The organism is Cupriavidus sp. NPDC089707, assembly GCF_044748965.1.
Lineage (GTDB): Bacteria > Pseudomonadota > Gammaproteobacteria > Burkholderiales > Burkholderiaceae > Cupriavidus.
This window is the reverse complement of sequence record NZ_JBIVHB010000009.1, coordinates 95967-111312: the sequence shown is the minus strand read 5'-3', so window position 1 is coordinate 111312 and position 15346 is coordinate 95967. Positions and strand designations below refer to the sequence as shown.

General features: G+C 66.0%; 13 protein-coding genes and 1 pseudogene. 9 read left to right on the top strand and 5 right to left on the bottom strand.

Translation table 11 applies throughout. The annotated features are described in order from the left end of the window. The first annotated feature begins 154 nt into the window (after positions 1 to 154). Positions 155 to 1546 (top strand): MFS transporter, encoded by a 1392-nt coding sequence (locus ACIP1U_RS16735; RefSeq protein WP_400316803.1) that lies wholly within the window; start codon positions 155 to 157, stop codon positions 1544 to 1546. A gap of 36 nt (positions 1547 to 1582) precedes the next feature. On the opposite strand, the gene ACIP1U_RS16730 is transcribed toward ACIP1U_RS16735, so the two are convergent. Next, positions 1583 to 2395, bottom strand: a complete 813-nt coding sequence (locus ACIP1U_RS16730) for an SDR family oxidoreductase (RefSeq protein WP_400316801.1) — start codon at positions 2393 to 2395, stop codon at positions 1583 to 1585. Between the two features lie 50 nt (positions 2396 to 2445). Then, entirely contained in the window at positions 2446 to 3360 is a 915-nt protein-coding gene (locus ACIP1U_RS16725; RefSeq protein ID WP_400316799.1) for an IclR family transcriptional regulator, read from the bottom strand. Between the two features lie 729 nt (positions 3361 to 4089). Between ACIP1U_RS16725 and ACIP1U_RS16720 the strand changes: the two genes are divergently transcribed. From ACIP1U_RS16720 to ACIP1U_RS16695, 6 genes and pseudogenes are all read left to right on the top strand, one after another. Next, positions 4090 to 4767, top strand: a complete 678-nt coding sequence (locus tag ACIP1U_RS16720) for a hydrolase (protein ID WP_400316797.1) — start codon at positions 4090 to 4092, stop codon at positions 4765 to 4767. Positions 4768 to 4946: 179 nt separating this feature from the next. Further along, complete coding sequence (locus ACIP1U_RS16715; RefSeq protein ID WP_400316795.1) at positions 4947 to 6302, top strand: alginate export family protein; 1356 nt, start codon at positions 4947 to 4949, stop codon at positions 6300 to 6302. Positions 6303 to 6653: 351 nt separating this feature from the next. Continuing rightward, a pseudogene (locus tag ACIP1U_RS16710) lies at positions 6654 to 6809 on the top strand (thiamine pyrophosphate-binding protein); the annotation flags it as partial. 153 nt (positions 6810 to 6962) lie between these two features. Beyond that, complete coding sequence (locus tag ACIP1U_RS16705) at positions 6963 to 7517, top strand: cupin (RefSeq protein ID WP_400316793.1); 555 nt, start codon at positions 6963 to 6965, stop codon at positions 7515 to 7517. Between the two features lie 45 nt (positions 7518 to 7562). Continuing rightward, the gene (locus tag ACIP1U_RS16700; protein ID WP_400316791.1) at positions 7563 to 8600 is read left to right on the top strand and encodes a tripartite tricarboxylate transporter substrate binding protein; all 1038 of its coding nucleotides are present in this window, start codon (positions 7563 to 7565) and stop codon (positions 8598 to 8600) included. 72 nt (positions 8601 to 8672) lie between these two features. After that, on the top strand, positions 8673 to 9593 hold the full coding sequence (locus tag ACIP1U_RS16695; RefSeq protein WP_400316790.1) for a dioxygenase: 921 nt from the start codon (positions 8673 to 8675) through the stop codon (positions 9591 to 9593). A gap of 355 nt (positions 9594 to 9948) precedes the next feature. Here the strand turns inward: ACIP1U_RS16695 and ACIP1U_RS16690 are convergent, their stop codons facing one another. Beyond that, positions 9949 to 10890: a zinc-binding alcohol dehydrogenase family protein gene (locus tag ACIP1U_RS16690; protein ID WP_400316788.1), complete on the bottom strand. Its 942-nt coding sequence runs from the start codon at positions 10888 to 10890 to the stop codon at positions 9949 to 9951. Between the two features lie 228 nt (positions 10891 to 11118). Between ACIP1U_RS16690 and ACIP1U_RS16685 the strand changes: the two genes are divergently transcribed. Both ACIP1U_RS16685 and ACIP1U_RS16680 read left to right on the top strand, forming a co-directional pair. Further along, positions 11119 to 12132, top strand: coding sequence for a LacI family DNA-binding transcriptional regulator (locus tag ACIP1U_RS16685; protein ID WP_400316786.1), 1014 nt, complete (start codon positions 11119 to 11121; stop codon positions 12130 to 12132). A gap of 127 nt (positions 12133 to 12259) precedes the next feature. Next, entirely contained in the window at positions 12260 to 13195 is a 936-nt protein-coding gene (locus tag ACIP1U_RS16680) for a LysR substrate-binding domain-containing protein (protein ID WP_400316784.1), read from the top strand. A gap of 27 nt (positions 13196 to 13222) precedes the next feature. Here ACIP1U_RS16680 and ACIP1U_RS16675 read toward each other — a convergent pair whose 3' ends face one another. Together ACIP1U_RS16675 and ACIP1U_RS16670 are read right to left on the bottom strand one after the other, a co-directional pair. After that, positions 13223 to 13621 carry a 5-carboxymethyl-2-hydroxymuconate Delta-isomerase gene (locus tag ACIP1U_RS16675; RefSeq protein WP_400316782.1) on the bottom strand — a complete coding sequence of 133 codons (399 nt, stop codon included), beginning with the start codon at positions 13619 to 13621 and terminating at the stop codon, positions 13223 to 13225. A 3-nt stretch (positions 13622 to 13624) separates the two neighbouring features. Further along, positions 13625 to 15343, bottom strand: coding sequence for an amidohydrolase (locus ACIP1U_RS16670; protein WP_400316780.1), 1719 nt, complete (start codon positions 15341 to 15343; stop codon positions 13625 to 13627). Positions 15344 to 15346 lie beyond the last annotated feature (3 nt).

Here is a 15346-nt window from a genome sequence, read left to right as displayed (position 1 = left end):
AGTGCCTGCAAGTGCCTGCAAGTGCCTGACCGGCACGTCCTACCACAATTAGCGGATTTGCGAGTACCGCCACGCAGGACGATAATGGCGAGGCCGCGCGATGGCCCGCCATCCCCGCCTTTTTGGGCGCGCCATTGTCTCCAATGTCTCTCCCATGCAGCCAGAACAAGGCCTCCCCCAGCCGCAACGCACCTGGGCGATCCTCACCGTTTTCTTCGGCCTGATCATGGCCGTGCTCGATGGATCGATCGCCAACATCGCCCTGCCCTCCATCTCGCGCGAACTGCAGGCCGAGCCGTCGAGCACCATCTGGGTCGTCAACGCGTACCAGCTCACGGTAACCGTGTGCCTGCTGCCGCTGTCATCGCTGGGCGACATCCTCGGCTACAAGCGTGTGTACCGTGCCGGGCTCGCAACCTTCCTGGTCGGCTCGCTGCTGTGCGCGCTGTCGGTCAACCTGCCCATGCTGGTGGCCGCGCGCGTGCTGCAGGGCATCGGCGGCGCCGGCATCATGAGCGTCAATACCGCGCTGGTGCGCTTCATCTACCCGCCCACGAAGCTGGGCCGCGGCATCGGGCTGAACGCACTGGTGGTGGGCGTGACCATTGCGGTGGCGCCCTCGCTGGGCGCGATGATTCTGGCGGTAGCCAGCTGGCAGTGGCTGTTCGCGGTAAACGTGCCGGTGGCCATCCTGGCGCTGTCACTGAGCCGGCGCGCGCTGCCGGAGACGCCGCCGCAGCCGCGCGACTTCGACTATCCCAGCGCGCTGCTGTCGGCGCTGGTGTTCGGGCTGTTTATCCTGGGCGTGGACGGGCTCGGCCATGCCGCCTGGCGCGCGGCCGGCGTCGCGGGGCTTGGCGCCGCAATCGTGCTGGGATGGCTGCTGGCGCGGCGCCAGCGCGGCCGCGCCGCGCCGCTGGTGCCGGTGGACCTGTTTGCCAGCCGGGCCTTTACGCTGGCGGTGGGCACCTCGTTCTGCTCGTTCATGACGCAGATGCTGTCCTTCGTCGCGCTGCCCTTCTACCTCGAATACCAGCTTGGCCGCTCGCTGCAAGAGACCGGGCTGCTGATCACGCCGTGGCCGATGATGGTGGCGGTGATGGCGGCACTGTCGGGGCGGCTTTCGGACCGCTACCCGGCCAGCATCCTCGCCGGCCTCGGGCTGGCCATGCTGGCCGGCGGGCTGATGGGATTGGCGACGCTGGCACCGGATGCCAGCAGCCTCGACATAGCGTGGCGCATGGCACTGTGCGGCACCGGCTTCGGCTTCTTCCAGTCACCCAACAACCGCGCCATGATCGGCGCCACGCCGCCGGCTCGCAGCGGCGGCGCCAGCGGCGCGCAGGCGACCACGCGGCTGCTGGGCCAGACCACCGGCACGGCGCTGGTGGCACTGCTGTTCAGCCTCTCGCCGGACGGCGCCGCGCGGATCGCGCTGTATGTGGCGGCGGCAGTCGCGACCGTCGGCGCCCTCATCAGCCTGAGCCGGCTGCGCGATCCCAGCGGCGAAGGCAACGCGCAGGCGGCGGCCGAACCGGACGCCTGAAGCCGGCCCGCGCAGGCCCACGCAGGCCCTGAGCGCTTACACCGCGATGCCGCCGAACTCCTGCATCACCTTGTCATGCAGGCGCCGCATGCCGCGCAGCCAGCGGTCGTAGTCCTGGCCCTTGCGGCGGTAGTACTCCAGCACTTCCGGGTGCGGCAGGATCAGGAAGCGCTCGTCGGCCACGCCTTCGAGCGTCACCGCTGCCACGTGCTCCGCGGTGACCGAGCCCTCTTGCAGGAAGCCTTTGCGCTCTCCCTTCTCGCCGAACAGCATGTTGGTCTGCACGCCCTGCGGGCAGATGCAGCTGACCTTGATGCCGCGGTCGCCGTAGGTGATCGACAGCCATTCGGCAAACCCGATCGCCGCGTGCTTGGTCACCGCGTACGGCGCCGAGCCGATCTGCGACAGCAGGCCTGCCGCCGATACCGTGTTGACGAAATAGCCGTCGCCGCGTTCCAGCATCTGCGGCAGCACCGCGCGCGCCGCATGGATATGCGCCATCACGTTGATTTCCCAGATGCGCTGCCATTCGGCGGCACCCGCGTCGAGGCCCTTGCGGAGGATGATGCCTGCGTTGGAGCAAAAGATGTCGACCTGCCCGAAGCGGCGCGTAGCCTCGTCAGCCAACTCCTGCACCGCGGCGGCGTCGGCCACGTCGACCGCTTGCGCGAACACCAGGCATGACGGCACCGCCTCCTGGGCTTCGGCCGCGACCTTGGCGGCGCCGGCCGCGTTCAGGTCGGCCACAGCCACGCCACGCGCACCGGCCTGTGCAAACGCCAGCGCCAGCGCGCGGCCAATGCCGGTGGCCGCCCCGGTCACCACCACGGTCTTGTTACGTACGTCCATGCGCTATCTCCTCATCGATTCTTGTTGATATGGGTCTGTCACTACGTCAGTCATTGGGCGCACGCGCCCGCCTCGGGCGCATCCGGCGGCAGCCGCATCGATGCGCGCGCGCCGCCGGGCTGCCACAGGCGCGCCTGCAGCGTTTCGGCCAGGTCGCGGATGCGCGGGCCGAGATTGCCTTCCAGGATCTCCGGCGACAGCCGCGCCGCGGACCCGCCGATATTCAGCGCCAGCACTTCGCTGCTGCCCGCCAGCCGCAGCGGCGCCGCGGCACCGCTGACGGTGCGGTCCCATTCGGCGTGCGCCACGCAGAAGCCGCGCCGGGCGTGGTCCTGCAGCGCGCGCCCGATGCCGCTGCGCACACCGGGCCAGCGCGCGCCGTAGTGGCGCGCCAGCTCGGCCAGCTCTGCTTCACGGTGCCCGGCGTCGAGCCCTGCCAGCCAGGCACGCCCGATCGCCGAGGTCGCCATCGGCAGGCGCGCCCCGGGCGCCAGCCGGATCACCAACGCGCCGCGCGGCTGGCAGCTTTCCAGGTAGACCATGGCGTGCCGGTCCGGCATCGCCAGTGCCACGGTGCAGTCGGTGGCAAACGCCAGCGACTGCATCAGCGGCTGCGCGATCTCGCGGATCGCAGCGCCCGCAATGTAGCGATGGCCGAGCACCATCGCGCCCTGCCCGAGCCGGTACTTCTCCGTGCCCTCGATATAGGTCAGGTAGCCAAGCGTGGCCAGGGTGTAGGTCAGCCGGGACACGGTAGGCCGCGGGATGCCGGTGCGGCGTGACAGCTCGGCATTGCCGAGGTAATCGTCCTGCGGCCCGAAGGCCCGCAGCAGTTCCATGCCGCGCGCCAGTGCCGTGACGAAATTGCGGTCGTCGGCCCAGCCCACGCCGGCCGACGCGTCGGCCGGCGCGAGCGCGTGGGCGGCGTCAGGCGGCGGGAACGGAATGGTGGTGGTGCGCTTCATGGACGGGCAGCAGCAATGGCAAACCACTCTTGATAGCAGCTTCCCACCCGGACCTGGCACCGCTATGTAGCGAAAGCATGTGAGCCAGAAGCGGCGCTTATAGAGCCGAATCAAAGAGTTAGGGCGTTTTCCATCGAGAAGAAGAGGTGCAGAAGCATGCCGATATGCCCTGTGGAACCAGAGACTTACCGGACATTTTGAACAGAAGAAGCTGGTGCTGTCGGCCACATCCGCCTCAGAGATCACCTCCCGGTTGCGCCTCATCCCAGGCGATTAATTGCATTTTTAGCCAAGCAACCCTTCGCACGGCAGGGCTGGCTCGGCGAGAGGCTGCCCCTCTCGCGCAACGTATCGCCCCCGTCACGTTCTACAAATAGAACGCTGAGATCAAACCTCCATGCCTACCGGACCCTACTCCTCGAACCTATCCTTCTTCCATCGCTGCGCCCCGGTTCGCAGCCTGCCAAGGAGACCTACATGAAGGAAGTGCCCGGTCTCTACAGCGCCCCACGTCCGATGCCACCGTGCTGCTGCCTACAGGCGGCCCATCGACGAACCCGTGGTCGGCTACGGCCCGTTCGTGCTGAACGGAGCCGCGGAATCCAGCAGGCGCTGGGCGACCATGACAGCGGCCGCCTCGTCCGCGTGGCAGCCTGATCTTTCCTCCCGCCGCGTCGCGCGCGGTGGGCTTTCGTCCCGCAGTACGCCCCACTGACAAGGAGCAACACCATGAGCCAACCTGCAAACTTCAATGGCAAGCGCCCCGCCATCGACCCGGCCGACACCGCCATGCTGCTGATCGACCACCAGAGCGGCCTGTTCCAGACCGTCGGCGACATGCCCATGCCGGAACTGCGCCTGCGTGCCGCGGCCCTGGCGAAGATGGCAACGCTGTGCAAGCTGCCGGTCATCACCACCGCCTCGGTGCCGCAAGGCCCCAACGGCCCGCTGATCCCGGAGATCCACGAAAATGCTCCGCACGCGAAGTACGTCGCCCGCAAAGGGGAAATCAACGCCTGGGACAATCCTGACTTCGTCGCAGCGGTTGAAGCCACCGGGCGCAAGACGCTGATCATCGCCGGCACCATCACCAGCGTCTGCATGGCATTCCCGTCGATCAGCGCAGTGGCCGACGGCTACAGGGTCTTCGCTGTGGTGGACGCCTCGGGCACGTATTCGAAGATGGCCCAGGAAATCACGCTGGCGCGCATCGTCCAGGCCGGCGTGGTGCCAATGGACACGGCCGCGGTGGCGTCGGAACTGCAGCAGACCTGGCACCGTGACGACGCCCAGCAATGGGCCGAAATCTACACCAAGATCTTCCCGTCCTATCAACTGCTGATCGAGAGCTACATGAAAGCGCAGGACGTGCAGAAGAACGGCGAGGTCCTGGATTCGGCACGCTGATCTCTGGGGCGGCATGGCTCTGGTGACCATGCCGCCCAGGGGCTCGCCTGTCGAGCGAAGCGCAGTGGTGTCGGCATGGCGTTGCACGGATGTACGCGCGCGCCACGCCGGTCACATCGCTTGCGACCATGACACGAAGCGGCGTTTCTTCCCTCCTGCTTTCCATGACCCTGGCGTGCATGCCATGCCACAGCCATGGGCAAGGATCGGCACCGCCCTACAACTTTCTGCGTTACAACGAGGACTACCGTTACCTGCAAAATCCGGCCAAACGGAGCGATCCCTGGGATCCAGTCAAGTTCATGCCGCTGGGCCCGCCAGCCACTTACCTGAGCCTGGGCGGCGAGATTCGGGAACGCTTCGAGAACTATTCCGCGCCGAATTTCGGCGTGCCGGGTCCATCCGCCGACGGCTACCTCTTGCATCGCATCCTGTTCCACGGCGACCTGCACGCCGGCAATTATTTCCGTGGCTTTATTCAGCTTGGCAACCACATTGCATTCGGCAAGGACATCGCGACGCCGCCATATGAAGACCGTCTGGATGTGCAGCAGGCCTTTGTCGACATACGACTGCCAACGACGGACCGTCCGGCAGCACCTTCCGATCTGCCACTGCTGCGCGTCGGGCGCCAGGAAATGGCGTTCGGCTCGCAGCGCCTGGTCGCTGTGCGCGATGCGCCCAATGTCAGGCGTGCCTTTGACGGTGCCCGCCTCGGCGGCAGCATCGGCGAAGTGCGGCTGGATGCTTTCGCCACGCGGCCGGTCCTGCTGAAAGCCGGCAACTTCGATGACCAGCCCAACCACGCGCAAGGATTCTGGGGAATCTACTCCACGTTCCCGAAGACGTTCATACCGGCGTCCGGCATGGACCTCTACTACCTCGGGCTCGAGAACAGCCGGGCCCTATACAGCGTGGGCACGGGAGTAGAGCGCAGGCACTCGGTCGGCGGGCGCGTGTTCGGCAGCCAGGGCCGGTGGGACTGGGACTGGGAAGCGCTGGGGCAATTCGGCAGCTTCGGCCAGCGCGATCTGCTTGCCTGGGGATTCTCTACCGACACTGGTTATGCATTCAAGCTGGCTGACTGGGGCGCGCGCGCCGGACTGAAAGCCACCGTCGGCAGCGGCGACCGCGATCCGCGTGATGGCAAGCTGGGCACGTATGGCGGATTGTTCCCCAAACTTGCCTATTTCAACCAGGCGGGCCTGCTCGGCGCCTCGAACGTGATGGACCTGCAGCCTTCACTGACACTGAAGCCGACGGCGCGGCTGCGCGTCACCGTCTCGTGGGACTTCATCTGGCGGCAGACCACCAACGACGCGGTCTACACGGCAGTGGCATTTCCCATTCCCGGCACGGCGGGACAACCCGGGCGCTATACCGGCAGCCAGCTGGCGCTCGATGTCTACTGGCAGGTCGATCGCCATATCGTGATCAATGCCGGCCTGGTCCATGTGGACGTGTCCCGGGTTCTAAGCAATGTGGGCGGGCACAATACCAACTTCACATACCTGTCGGCAGCCTATACGTTCTGATGGCCGTGTGTGACAGCCAACAGCAGCAACTGCTGCAAGGCGTTCGAGCGCCGGCTTCCTCCCGGGCCGAACGCCATGGTGTATGGCCGCGGTGCGTCGCCTGGATGTACGCAGCCGCCGACATCGATCCGCGCCTCGCCAACATGCTTTGCGATGATGCGCAAATCGAGCTGATCGGTCCGAGCCGCCCAGTTCGCCGTAGGCTTTATTGGCGCGCACCACCATGGCCAGCGCATTCCAGCACACGATCGCGGTGATGCGTTCGTCCAGGACGAGGTCGCCGGGGAATTGCGGCTGCCGGTCAAGCGGGATGGAATTCGCGTAGGGCGTATTACCCTGCGCCGTCATGGCGGTGTCGCGCTCGTGACTTCGGGGCCGGGTGTGACCAACGCCGTCACCGGCATTGCCACGGCTTATTTCGATTCGATCCCGCTGGTAGTGCTGTCCGGCAACGTGCCCACCTCAATGATCGGCGGGGACGCCTTCCAGGAGTGCGACGCCGTCGGCAGGAACTGAACCAGTGGCCGATTCCCGATACCGGCTTGTTATCGCGTCGCGCGAAAAATGGTAATGGACTTGGCGATCCGTGCTTTTTAAAGTTGCACTACAGAAGGCAATCGCCCTCTCGTTCTCCAAATTTCATTGCACCAAGGAATCAATATGGATCCCACACCACAGGAAATGGAAGCCACCCGCATCGCGCGCTGGGGCAAGGTCAAACCTTACGGTGAAACCTTCATCGAAAGCCGCTTGCCTGGCATGAAGAAGAACATCTACAAGATCATGAATCGCGGCGTTCTCGAGAACAAGGGTGTCGAGCCTGCGATTCCGGGTAACCACCGCTTTGGCGTGACCTTCATCGAAATCCCGGTCGGGCAAGGCGCCAGTCTCCACGCGCACAAGACCGAGGAAGTGTTCTGCCCGTTGAACGGCCAGATGGAAGTCATCTGGGGCGAGAAGGGCCAGTACTCGCTGATGCTGAACCAGTGGGATGTGATCTCCTGCCCGATCGGCGTGATGAGAGGCTTCCGCAACCCTAACGATCATGCCCTGGTCGTGTACTCGGTGGTCGGCGGCACCGACGAGGAGTGCGGCCGCATTGCCTGGCACCCGGACGTGGTGAAGGCAGCCGAGGCCACCGGTCTCGTCTACGGCAAGGACGGCTATATCAAAGAAGCTGAAGCGGACGCGGCGGAGCACCGCGCCGCAGACTGACGAAGGCCGCGGCAACGCAGACGAGTGGGCAACGAGGAGACGACTATGACACTGAGCGAGGCGTCACACGCGTTGCCCCCCGGTATGAGCAGGCGCAGCGCGCTAAAGGCGGTGGCGGGGCTTGCCGCGGCCGGGGTTGGGTTCGGCGCTATCGCGCAACCCGGCAGCAAGGCAACTGCGGGCTGGTCGCCGAAGGGAGCGGTGCGCATCATCGTTCCCTTTGCCGCCGGCGGCACCTCTGACATCATCGCGCGTATCGTGGCGGTCCGCCTCGGTGGTGCCTTGGGCCAGTCCGTGGTGGTCGAGAACCGCGCCGGCGCAGGCGGCAACATCGGCATTGCGGCCGTGGCACGTGCCGCGCCAGATGGCCAGACGCTGCTCTTCGTCTCCTCATCCTTCGTAACGAACCCGGCGCTTTTTGCCGACAAGCGTCCCTACGACCCGTTGCGCCAGTTCGCGCCGATCACGCTGGCGGTCAGTTCGCCCGACGTGATCGTGGTGCCGAGCAAGAGCGGAATCGTCAGCCTTCCGGGTCTGATCGAATCTGCTCGCAAGCGCCCGGGCGAGCTCACCTACTCGACGCCCGGCAAAGGCAACAGCGTCCACCTGGGTGGCGAATTGCTGTGGCAGCGTGCGGGTGTCAGTCTCTTGCACGTGCCTTTCAACGGCGCCGCGCCGGCGGTGCAAGCGGTGCTCAGCGGCCAGGTCGACTGCGGATTGACCGCGCTTCCTGCCGCCAAGGCCCATATCGCCGCCGGGTCACTCAGGGTGCTTGCGGTCGGTGGGCTTCAGCGTTGGCCTGGGCTACCGCAGGCTCCGACGGTGGCCGAATCCGGCTTTCCGGGATATCGATCGGAAACCATACAGGCGCTGTTCGCTCCGTCGGGCGCTCCGGACGCCGCCATCCTCCGCCTGCACACCGAGGTCTATCGCATCCTGCAGAGCAGTGAAGTCCGGCAGCAGGCGCGCGATCTCGGGTTCGAGGTCGTGGCGAGCCAGCCCACCGAGCTCGCTGCCCGGGTCGCCGAGGAAGTCCCGCGCTGGGCCGAAGTCGCGACCAGGGCACGGATCCAGAGCGACTGAGACCCGGCGCCGATGCCGCTCTCCTTGCCCGGCAAGCCATCAACTTTTCCATATCCAGGAGCCAACCCTACTATGACTTCTGCTTCCGTAGAAATCGCAAGCGCCCCATCCGCGTCGAAGGCGCAATCGATCCCCGCCACCCCTGAAGCACTGCTGGACGCCGTGCTCAAGGCAAATTCGGGGACGCGCGACCCACGCACCAGAACCATTCTTGACGCGCTCATCCGGCATGCACACGCTTTCGCGTCCGAGGTCCAACTGACTTATGAGGAACTCCACCACGGCCTGGACTTCATGGTCCGGGTCGGACAGGCCACCGGGCCGAAGAAGCACGAGGGCATCTTGCTGGCGGATATTCTCGGTCTTGCCACGCTGGTGCTTCTGATGGACGCCAAGGCAGTGCTTGCAGCGGGCGGTACCGAGCCTGCGCTGATCGGCCCGTTCTGGCGAGCAAACCAGCCGGTTCGCCCCAACGGATCGCACATCGCAACCCCAGACACCACAGGCGACCCGCTGCTCGTCCAGGGCCGCGTCGTGTCGCTCGACGGTACGCCGATCGCCGGCGCGCGCATCGAGACCTGGCAGGCAGCGCCGAGTGGCTTGTACGAGAATCAGGACGAGCACCAGGAGGACATGAACCTGCGTGCCGTGTTCGAGACCGATGCCAACGGGCGCTTCTGGTTCGAGAGCGTGCGGCCCTCCGGCTATGGCGTCCCGATCGACGGCCCCTGCGGCGAGCTCCTGGCGCTGCAGAACCGCGATCACATGCGCCCGGCCCATCTTCACTTCATCGCAATCGCGCCAGGGCACAAGGTGCTGACCACGCAAATTTTCGATGCGCTGGATCCTTATGCCTTCAGCGACGCGGCGTTTGGCGCCGTCGGCTCGCTGCTGCGCGATTTCGAGCCGGACGGTAAGGGCGGCTTCCGTCTCGATATGGAACTGAAGCTCGAACCTGGGGAGACTCGCCTGCCCACGCCGCCCTTGCCATGATCGTCTTTCCGCTCCAAGGCAACGAGCCCTGATGGGCTCGCTCCGGAGATCACTCAGGACACGCGACTGCCGGCATCCGACCGCCGCGCAGTCGTGAACGTGCGGGCTGCCGCCACCATCCGGCGCGGCGGCACCAGCCTCTGTGGGCCCAGCGCTTTGAACTCGGCCGCGAGATACTGCTCGACACGAGCGACACGTTCGACACGCTCGACACGAAGGTCGGCCATGAACCTACGTGGTCGAGTTCCAGGTTCTCTGCGCTTTTGGCGATGCCTACAGCGCAGCCATCCACCCCCACTTCACGTTTTTACGGCTTCATAAGCGCATTGCCCAGAAGCCGTATGTCGCGACTCTGTCAAGGCAGCAGCACGAATCGTTGGCGCGCCCCCTTGGCCTGCGCTGTCCAGACCCTGCCGATGTCCGCCAGCGGCACAGGTTCGATATCGATCTCCATGCGGCCCGCTGCTGTATGGCGGCACAGTTCCGCATACGCCTGAGCCTGCTCCGCGATAGGCGCGTGATAGTAGGCAAAGCCCAGGATGTCAAAGCAGGCCTTGCGCGCGGCCGCACCGGAGACAGTGATGACTGGGCCGACGGTGGTGCCGATATGAACCAGCCGTCCACCGTGACCGAGCACCTGCAGCGCCGCTTCCGCCGGTGCGCCGCACAGGTAATCCAGCACGACATCGACATCGCCTTGTGCCGCCTGGCGAAACGCTGCCGGCAGGTCGGCCGCCTGGTCCAGCGCAACCACGGCATCGGCGCCCAGCCGCCGGGCGCGCTCGAGCGCAAGCGGATCACGTCCCACCGCAATCACGCGCCCGGCCCCGAGCAACCTGGCAGACGCCACTGCGAGCAGCCCCGAGATGCCGGTCGCGCCGAGGATCAGCACCGTCTCCCCCGGGCGCATGCGTGCCCGCCACGACAAGGGTAGCCATGCCGCAAGCCCGGCATTGCCCAGCGCCGCGGCACGTGCGTCATCGATACCGTCGGGCACTGGGAAAGTCAGCGCCGCATCGACCAGCGCGCGTTGCGCCATCGAGCCGAAGGGCGCAGCCGGCGCATTGACGTTGAAGTAGATGCGCCGCCCGTCCGGCAGGTGCCCAACGCCCTCGCGCCCGACGATGAATTGCTCCTCCGGCGGCTTGATATAGTGGCGGCCCTCCGCGATCGCCATATCCAGCCGCGTCAGCGCCGCTGCCTTGACGTCGACCACGATTTGCCCCGGCGCGGCTTCCGGTTCGCGAAACTCCTGGTAAGCCGGCAGCCTGCCGGCAAGCGAAACCGCTCCTTTCATATGCATCTCCTGTTTAATACATCGGTGTTGACTGGGGGCTGGCACGTTCCTCTCTGATGCACTAGAATGCAATCGATTGCACGCCAAGCGCCAGCCCATGGCATCTTTGCCGATTTTAGGAAGCGCTGCTGACGAGCGTCCAATCAACTTTTTTTCGGTGCCCCATAACCGGGCGGCATCAGGCAGGACCCACTTGCACCCTGCCTGATACGCCATCCCCGAGAGCAGATGAGCAAGCCCACCATCAAGCAGATCGCACAGGCGCTCGATATCCATCCATCGACGGTATCGCGCGTGCTCAATCCCCAGACGCGCCATCGCATCGGCGATGACATGGTGGCGCGCGTGCTGAAGGCGGCACAGGATCTGCACTACTCCCCCAACCGGATCGCCGCCGCGTTGCGTACGCGCCGCTCGGGCACCATCGGTGTAGTGGTGCCGGATATCGGCAGTCCGGTGTTCCCGCCCATCGTGCTTGGCATCGAGAACACCCTGGCCCGGCAGGGCTATCTCCCGATCGTAGCCAATGCCGGCGGCGACAAGGCGCGCCAGACCTTTGTCGTCGACCAGCTGCTCGCGCGCCAGGTGGACGGGCTGATCCTGGCCACGGCGCAGCGTAACGACCCGGTGGTGGCGCACTGCCTGGAACAGGGCGTGCCGATCGTGATGGTGAACCGCAGCGATGACGCGGGCCGCGTTTCCAGCGTGGTTGGCGACAACCAACAGGCCATGGCGCTGGCGGTGGGGCACCTGCAGGCGCTGGGCCACCGGCGCCTCGGGCATATTGCCGGGCCATCCGCCTTGTCGACGGGCCACGAGCGCGAGGCGGGATTCCTGCAGGCACTGGCGGGCTGCGGCCTGTCGCCGGCCCAATGCCCCGTGGTGCGCGCCCCGGCCTACACCGAAGAAGCCGGCCGCGCGGCTTGCGCCCAGTTGCTGGCCAGGCGCGGCCGGATCACGGCCATCGTCGCCGCCAACGACTTCCTCGCCTTGGGCTGCTATGCCGCCGTGCGCGAGGCCGGAGGCAGCTGCCCGCAGGACCTGTCCATCGTGGGCCATAACGACATGCTGCTGATGCATGCGGTATCGCCGGCCCTGACGACGATCCGCATCCCCTTCTACGAGATGGGCGCGCGCGCTGCCGCGCTGATGCTGGGTGCGCTCGACGGCAGCGCGACCACAACTGCGCGCACGCTGCTGACTCCTGAACTGGTGGTGCGCGCCTCGACGCGGGCGCTATAAGGAAAGCGATGCATCGCGCGGTGTGCATCATTCTTGCCGGCAATTTGCGCAATCGATTGCACGCATTACACACATTCTGGCTTCGGATCGCTGGCAACAGCAAGAACTTACACGTTGAGGCATGACCATGGACCTGCGACAGCTTCGCTACTTCAAGGTGCTCGCAACCCTGCAGCATTTCGGGCGCGCGTCAGCCGCGCTGCATATCGCTCAACCCGCACTGAGCCGGCAGATCCGGCTGCTGGAGGAAGAGCTTGGCGTCAGGCTGGTGGAGCGCCATGTCCGCGGCGCCACGCCCACGCCGGAAGGACTGGTGCTGCTGGACCGCGCGTCCTTCCTGCTGCGCTATGCCGACCAGGTCAAGATCGACATCGCGGACCTGGCGGCTTCTCCCCGCGGCCTGGTGGCCGTGGGGCTGACCCCTGCCCTCGCGCCGCTGCTGTTCATCCCGCTGGCCGAAGCGCTGCGACGGCGCTATCCGGACATCCGCCTGCGGCTTGTGGAGAGCTTTGCCCCCGCGCTGCAGGACGCGCTGCGGCAAGGAACGCTCGACGTCGGCCTGCTGAGTGGCCCGATATCGAGCGCCGGCGTTTCGGTGATGCCGCTGGTCGCGGAAAGCCTGTGCGCCATCGGCCCCTACGGCGATACGTCGCTGGGGGAAGGTCCGGTGGATATCAGGCAGCTCCAACAGGTGCCGATCGTGCTGGCCGGCGTGCCTAAGTCAGGGGTCCGGCTGGCACTGGAGGCGCTGGCGACGCAACACGACGTGGCGCTGCAAGTGACGATGGAGGTCGAATCGATTGAAGTCGCGAGGCGGCTGGTGGCGCGCGGTTTCGGCTGGACCGTGCACTTCGCCGCGGCGATACGGGAGGATCTGCAGGCCGGGCAACTGCGGGCACAGCCAATCCGAGGCCTGGAGCTTCACCGCCTGATCGGCTATGCGTCGGCACACCCGCCCTCGCGGGCTACGCTGGCCGTTATCGAAACGCTGAAGCAGATTGCCAGCGATCTTGCCGGCACCGACCAGTGGCCGCACAGCCGCCTGCTGAATGCGACTGGCTGAGCAGGACACTGAAAATCAAATTGAGAATCAAATCGCGGTACTGCTAAAACGCTGGTGGATGTTATTCAGGCTCCGGTACGCGCCCGGACCGGCAAACTCGCGCAGTTCCAACGATAGTGCAAGGTAGCGGCGCCGGTACAGCGCGTCGAAATGCGCGGTAATGGCATCGAACAGCGCATTGACCGTGCGGTCGAGGACGTCGCGCGTACGGCCGGAAGCAACCGCCAGCGTCACATGCACAAAGGCGTCGTCATCGAAGCCATCGGCAATGCGATACGTATCCACGGCTACAGCCCGGGCACGGATGCCTCCGACAGGGAACGCGCCGCGCTGTGCGGCCAGGACGCCGCACAGCGTGTCGAGCAGGGGTTCAATGCGTGCATCGTCGCCAAGGTTGCGCGTGTATTCAACGATCAGGTGTGGCATGGCCTAGCGCGCCTTGAGGTTTGAGAAGGCGCCCTCGGCATGGACAACCTTGCCGCCGACCATCGTCAGCATCGAGCGGATTCGGTGGATCTCGTCGACCGGCACCGACAGATAGGGCTTGTCAAGCACGGCCAGGTCGGCCAGCTTGCCGGCCTCGAGTGTGCCGCGTGCGTTTTCGTCAAACGAGATCCAAGCCGCGTTGGCCGTGTACAGCCGCAGCGCTTCCAGGCGTGTCAGGCGAAAGTCTTCGCGGCGCCGTACCTCCTTGCCGATGGCAAGGCCACTCACATGGAATTCCAGCGCGCGCCACACGCCGGGGATGCCGATGCGCGTTGCATCCGTGCCACCCGCCACCTTCAGCCCTTGCCGCAATGCCAGGCGCACCGGCGGCGCCGACTCGGCCACATGATGATCGTTGGCGTGACCGATCGCGCCTGCCTCGAAGTACGGCCCCATCTGCACCGTGTAGGCAAGGCCGAGCGACTTCATGCGCCGGAAGGTCTCGGGCTTGCCGGTGTTCAGATGTGCCATGGCCCAGCGCAGCTTGCCCAGGTCATGATGCCTGGCCACCTCCTCGAAGACATCGAGGATCGCGTTGGCCGCGTCGTCGGTGTAGGCATGGATTTCCACCGGATAACCACGGCTGGCGGCAAACGAGGCCACCTTGAACAGTTCGGCGCGATCCTTCGCATCGGGCTGGAAGCCCGGCCCCATCTTTACGCCGTCATCCATGCCGAACACCAGCATTTCGCCCGGCCCGAGAAAGCGCAGTTTGCCGTCGCCGAGGAACGGCGGCAGGTAGGCCAGCGTGTGGCGGAACCATTCCGCCTCATTGCCGGCCACCATGGTCGGCACGCGGTAGCCGACGCGCAGCGACAGCCGGTCCTCGCGCCACAGCGCGAACAGGGGGTCATAGGCCGGCCCGGGCCCTGCGGTGGGATCGATCAGCGCCGTCACACCCAGGCTGTTGAGCTTGCCGAAAAACCCGGCAAGGCTGGCCTTTGCGTCGACATTGCTCTGCGCCAGGATGCGGCCAAACAGCGCAGACAGCGGACGGATCGCGCCAAAGATACGGCCGGTGAGGTGCCCGGCGGCATCGCGCTCTGCGCGCACGCCGGCTGGCAGCGCATCCGTCCGCTCAAGCCCCAGCACCTCGATCGCCCTGGCATTGACCACCGCATAGTCGTACAGGTATTGCACGTAGGCCGGGTTGTCCGGTAGCAGCGCGGTCAGTTCGGCCGAGGTTGGCGCGCGCTTCTCGGTGAACTGATCGGGGTGCCAGGAGCCGGTCACCGCCACCCATTTTCCGGGGCCGCGAGCCAGGGCCGTCTTGCGCAGCTGTTCCAGCCCGGCGGCCAGGCTGGTGGTCTCGCCTTCGTACCAATAGGTCTCGAAGTCATGGCTCTGGCCGCCGCGGATGGCGTGGATATGGGTATCGATCAGCCCGGGGATCACAGTGCGGCCGCCCAGGTCGACTACGTCGGTGCGCGGCCCGGCCAGCCGCCGGATCTCGCGGTTGGTGCCTACCGCGACAATCCTGTCGCCGCGCAGGGCAAGCGCCTGCGCAATGCCGTCGGCGCCATCCATGGTCAGCACGGTGCCGTTGACCAGAATCCGGTCCGACTTTTCCGTCGATTGCGCCGGCGCCGCCAACGTTACCCCGGCGGCCGCGAGCCAGCCGATGGCGACGGCGCGGGCCAGGGCCTGTGCAATCCCAACCATATC

Coding starts and splice junctions, on each gene's coding strand:
- ACIP1U_RS16725 (WP_400316799.1), bottom strand. CDS start 3,360: ATGAAGCGCACCACCACCATTCCGTTCCCGCCGCCTGACGCCGCCCAC.
- ACIP1U_RS16680 (WP_400316784.1), top strand. CDS start 12,260: ATGGACCTGCGACAGCTTCGCTACTTCAAGGTGCTCGCAACCCTGCAG.
- ACIP1U_RS16715 (WP_400316795.1), top strand. CDS start 4,947: ATGCCATGCCACAGCCATGGGCAAGGATCGGCACCGCCCTACAACTTT.
- ACIP1U_RS16705 (WP_400316793.1), top strand. CDS start 6,963: ATGGATCCCACACCACAGGAAATGGAAGCCACCCGCATCGCGCGCTGG.
- ACIP1U_RS16675 (WP_400316782.1), bottom strand. CDS start 13,621: ATGCCACACCTGATCGTTGAATACACGCGCAACCTTGGCGACGATGCA.
- ACIP1U_RS16685 (WP_400316786.1), top strand. CDS start 11,119: ATGAGCAAGCCCACCATCAAGCAGATCGCACAGGCGCTCGATATCCAT.
- ACIP1U_RS16730 (WP_400316801.1), bottom strand. CDS start 2,395: ATGGACGTACGTAACAAGACCGTGGTGGTGACCGGGGCGGCCACCGGC.
- ACIP1U_RS16690 (WP_400316788.1), bottom strand. CDS start 10,890: ATGAAAGGAGCGGTTTCGCTTGCCGGCAGGCTGCCGGCTTACCAGGAG.
- ACIP1U_RS16695 (WP_400316790.1), top strand. CDS start 8,673: ATGACTTCTGCTTCCGTAGAAATCGCAAGCGCCCCATCCGCGTCGAAG.
- ACIP1U_RS16670 (WP_400316780.1), bottom strand. CDS start 15,343: ATGGTTGGGATTGCACAGGCCCTGGCCCGCGCCGTCGCCATCGGCTGG.
- ACIP1U_RS16735 (WP_400316803.1), top strand. CDS start 155: ATGCAGCCAGAACAAGGCCTCCCCCAGCCGCAACGCACCTGGGCGATC.
- ACIP1U_RS16700 (WP_400316791.1), top strand. CDS start 7,563: ATGACACTGAGCGAGGCGTCACACGCGTTGCCCCCCGGTATGAGCAGG.
- ACIP1U_RS16720 (WP_400316797.1), top strand. CDS start 4,090: ATGAGCCAACCTGCAAACTTCAATGGCAAGCGCCCCGCCATCGACCCG.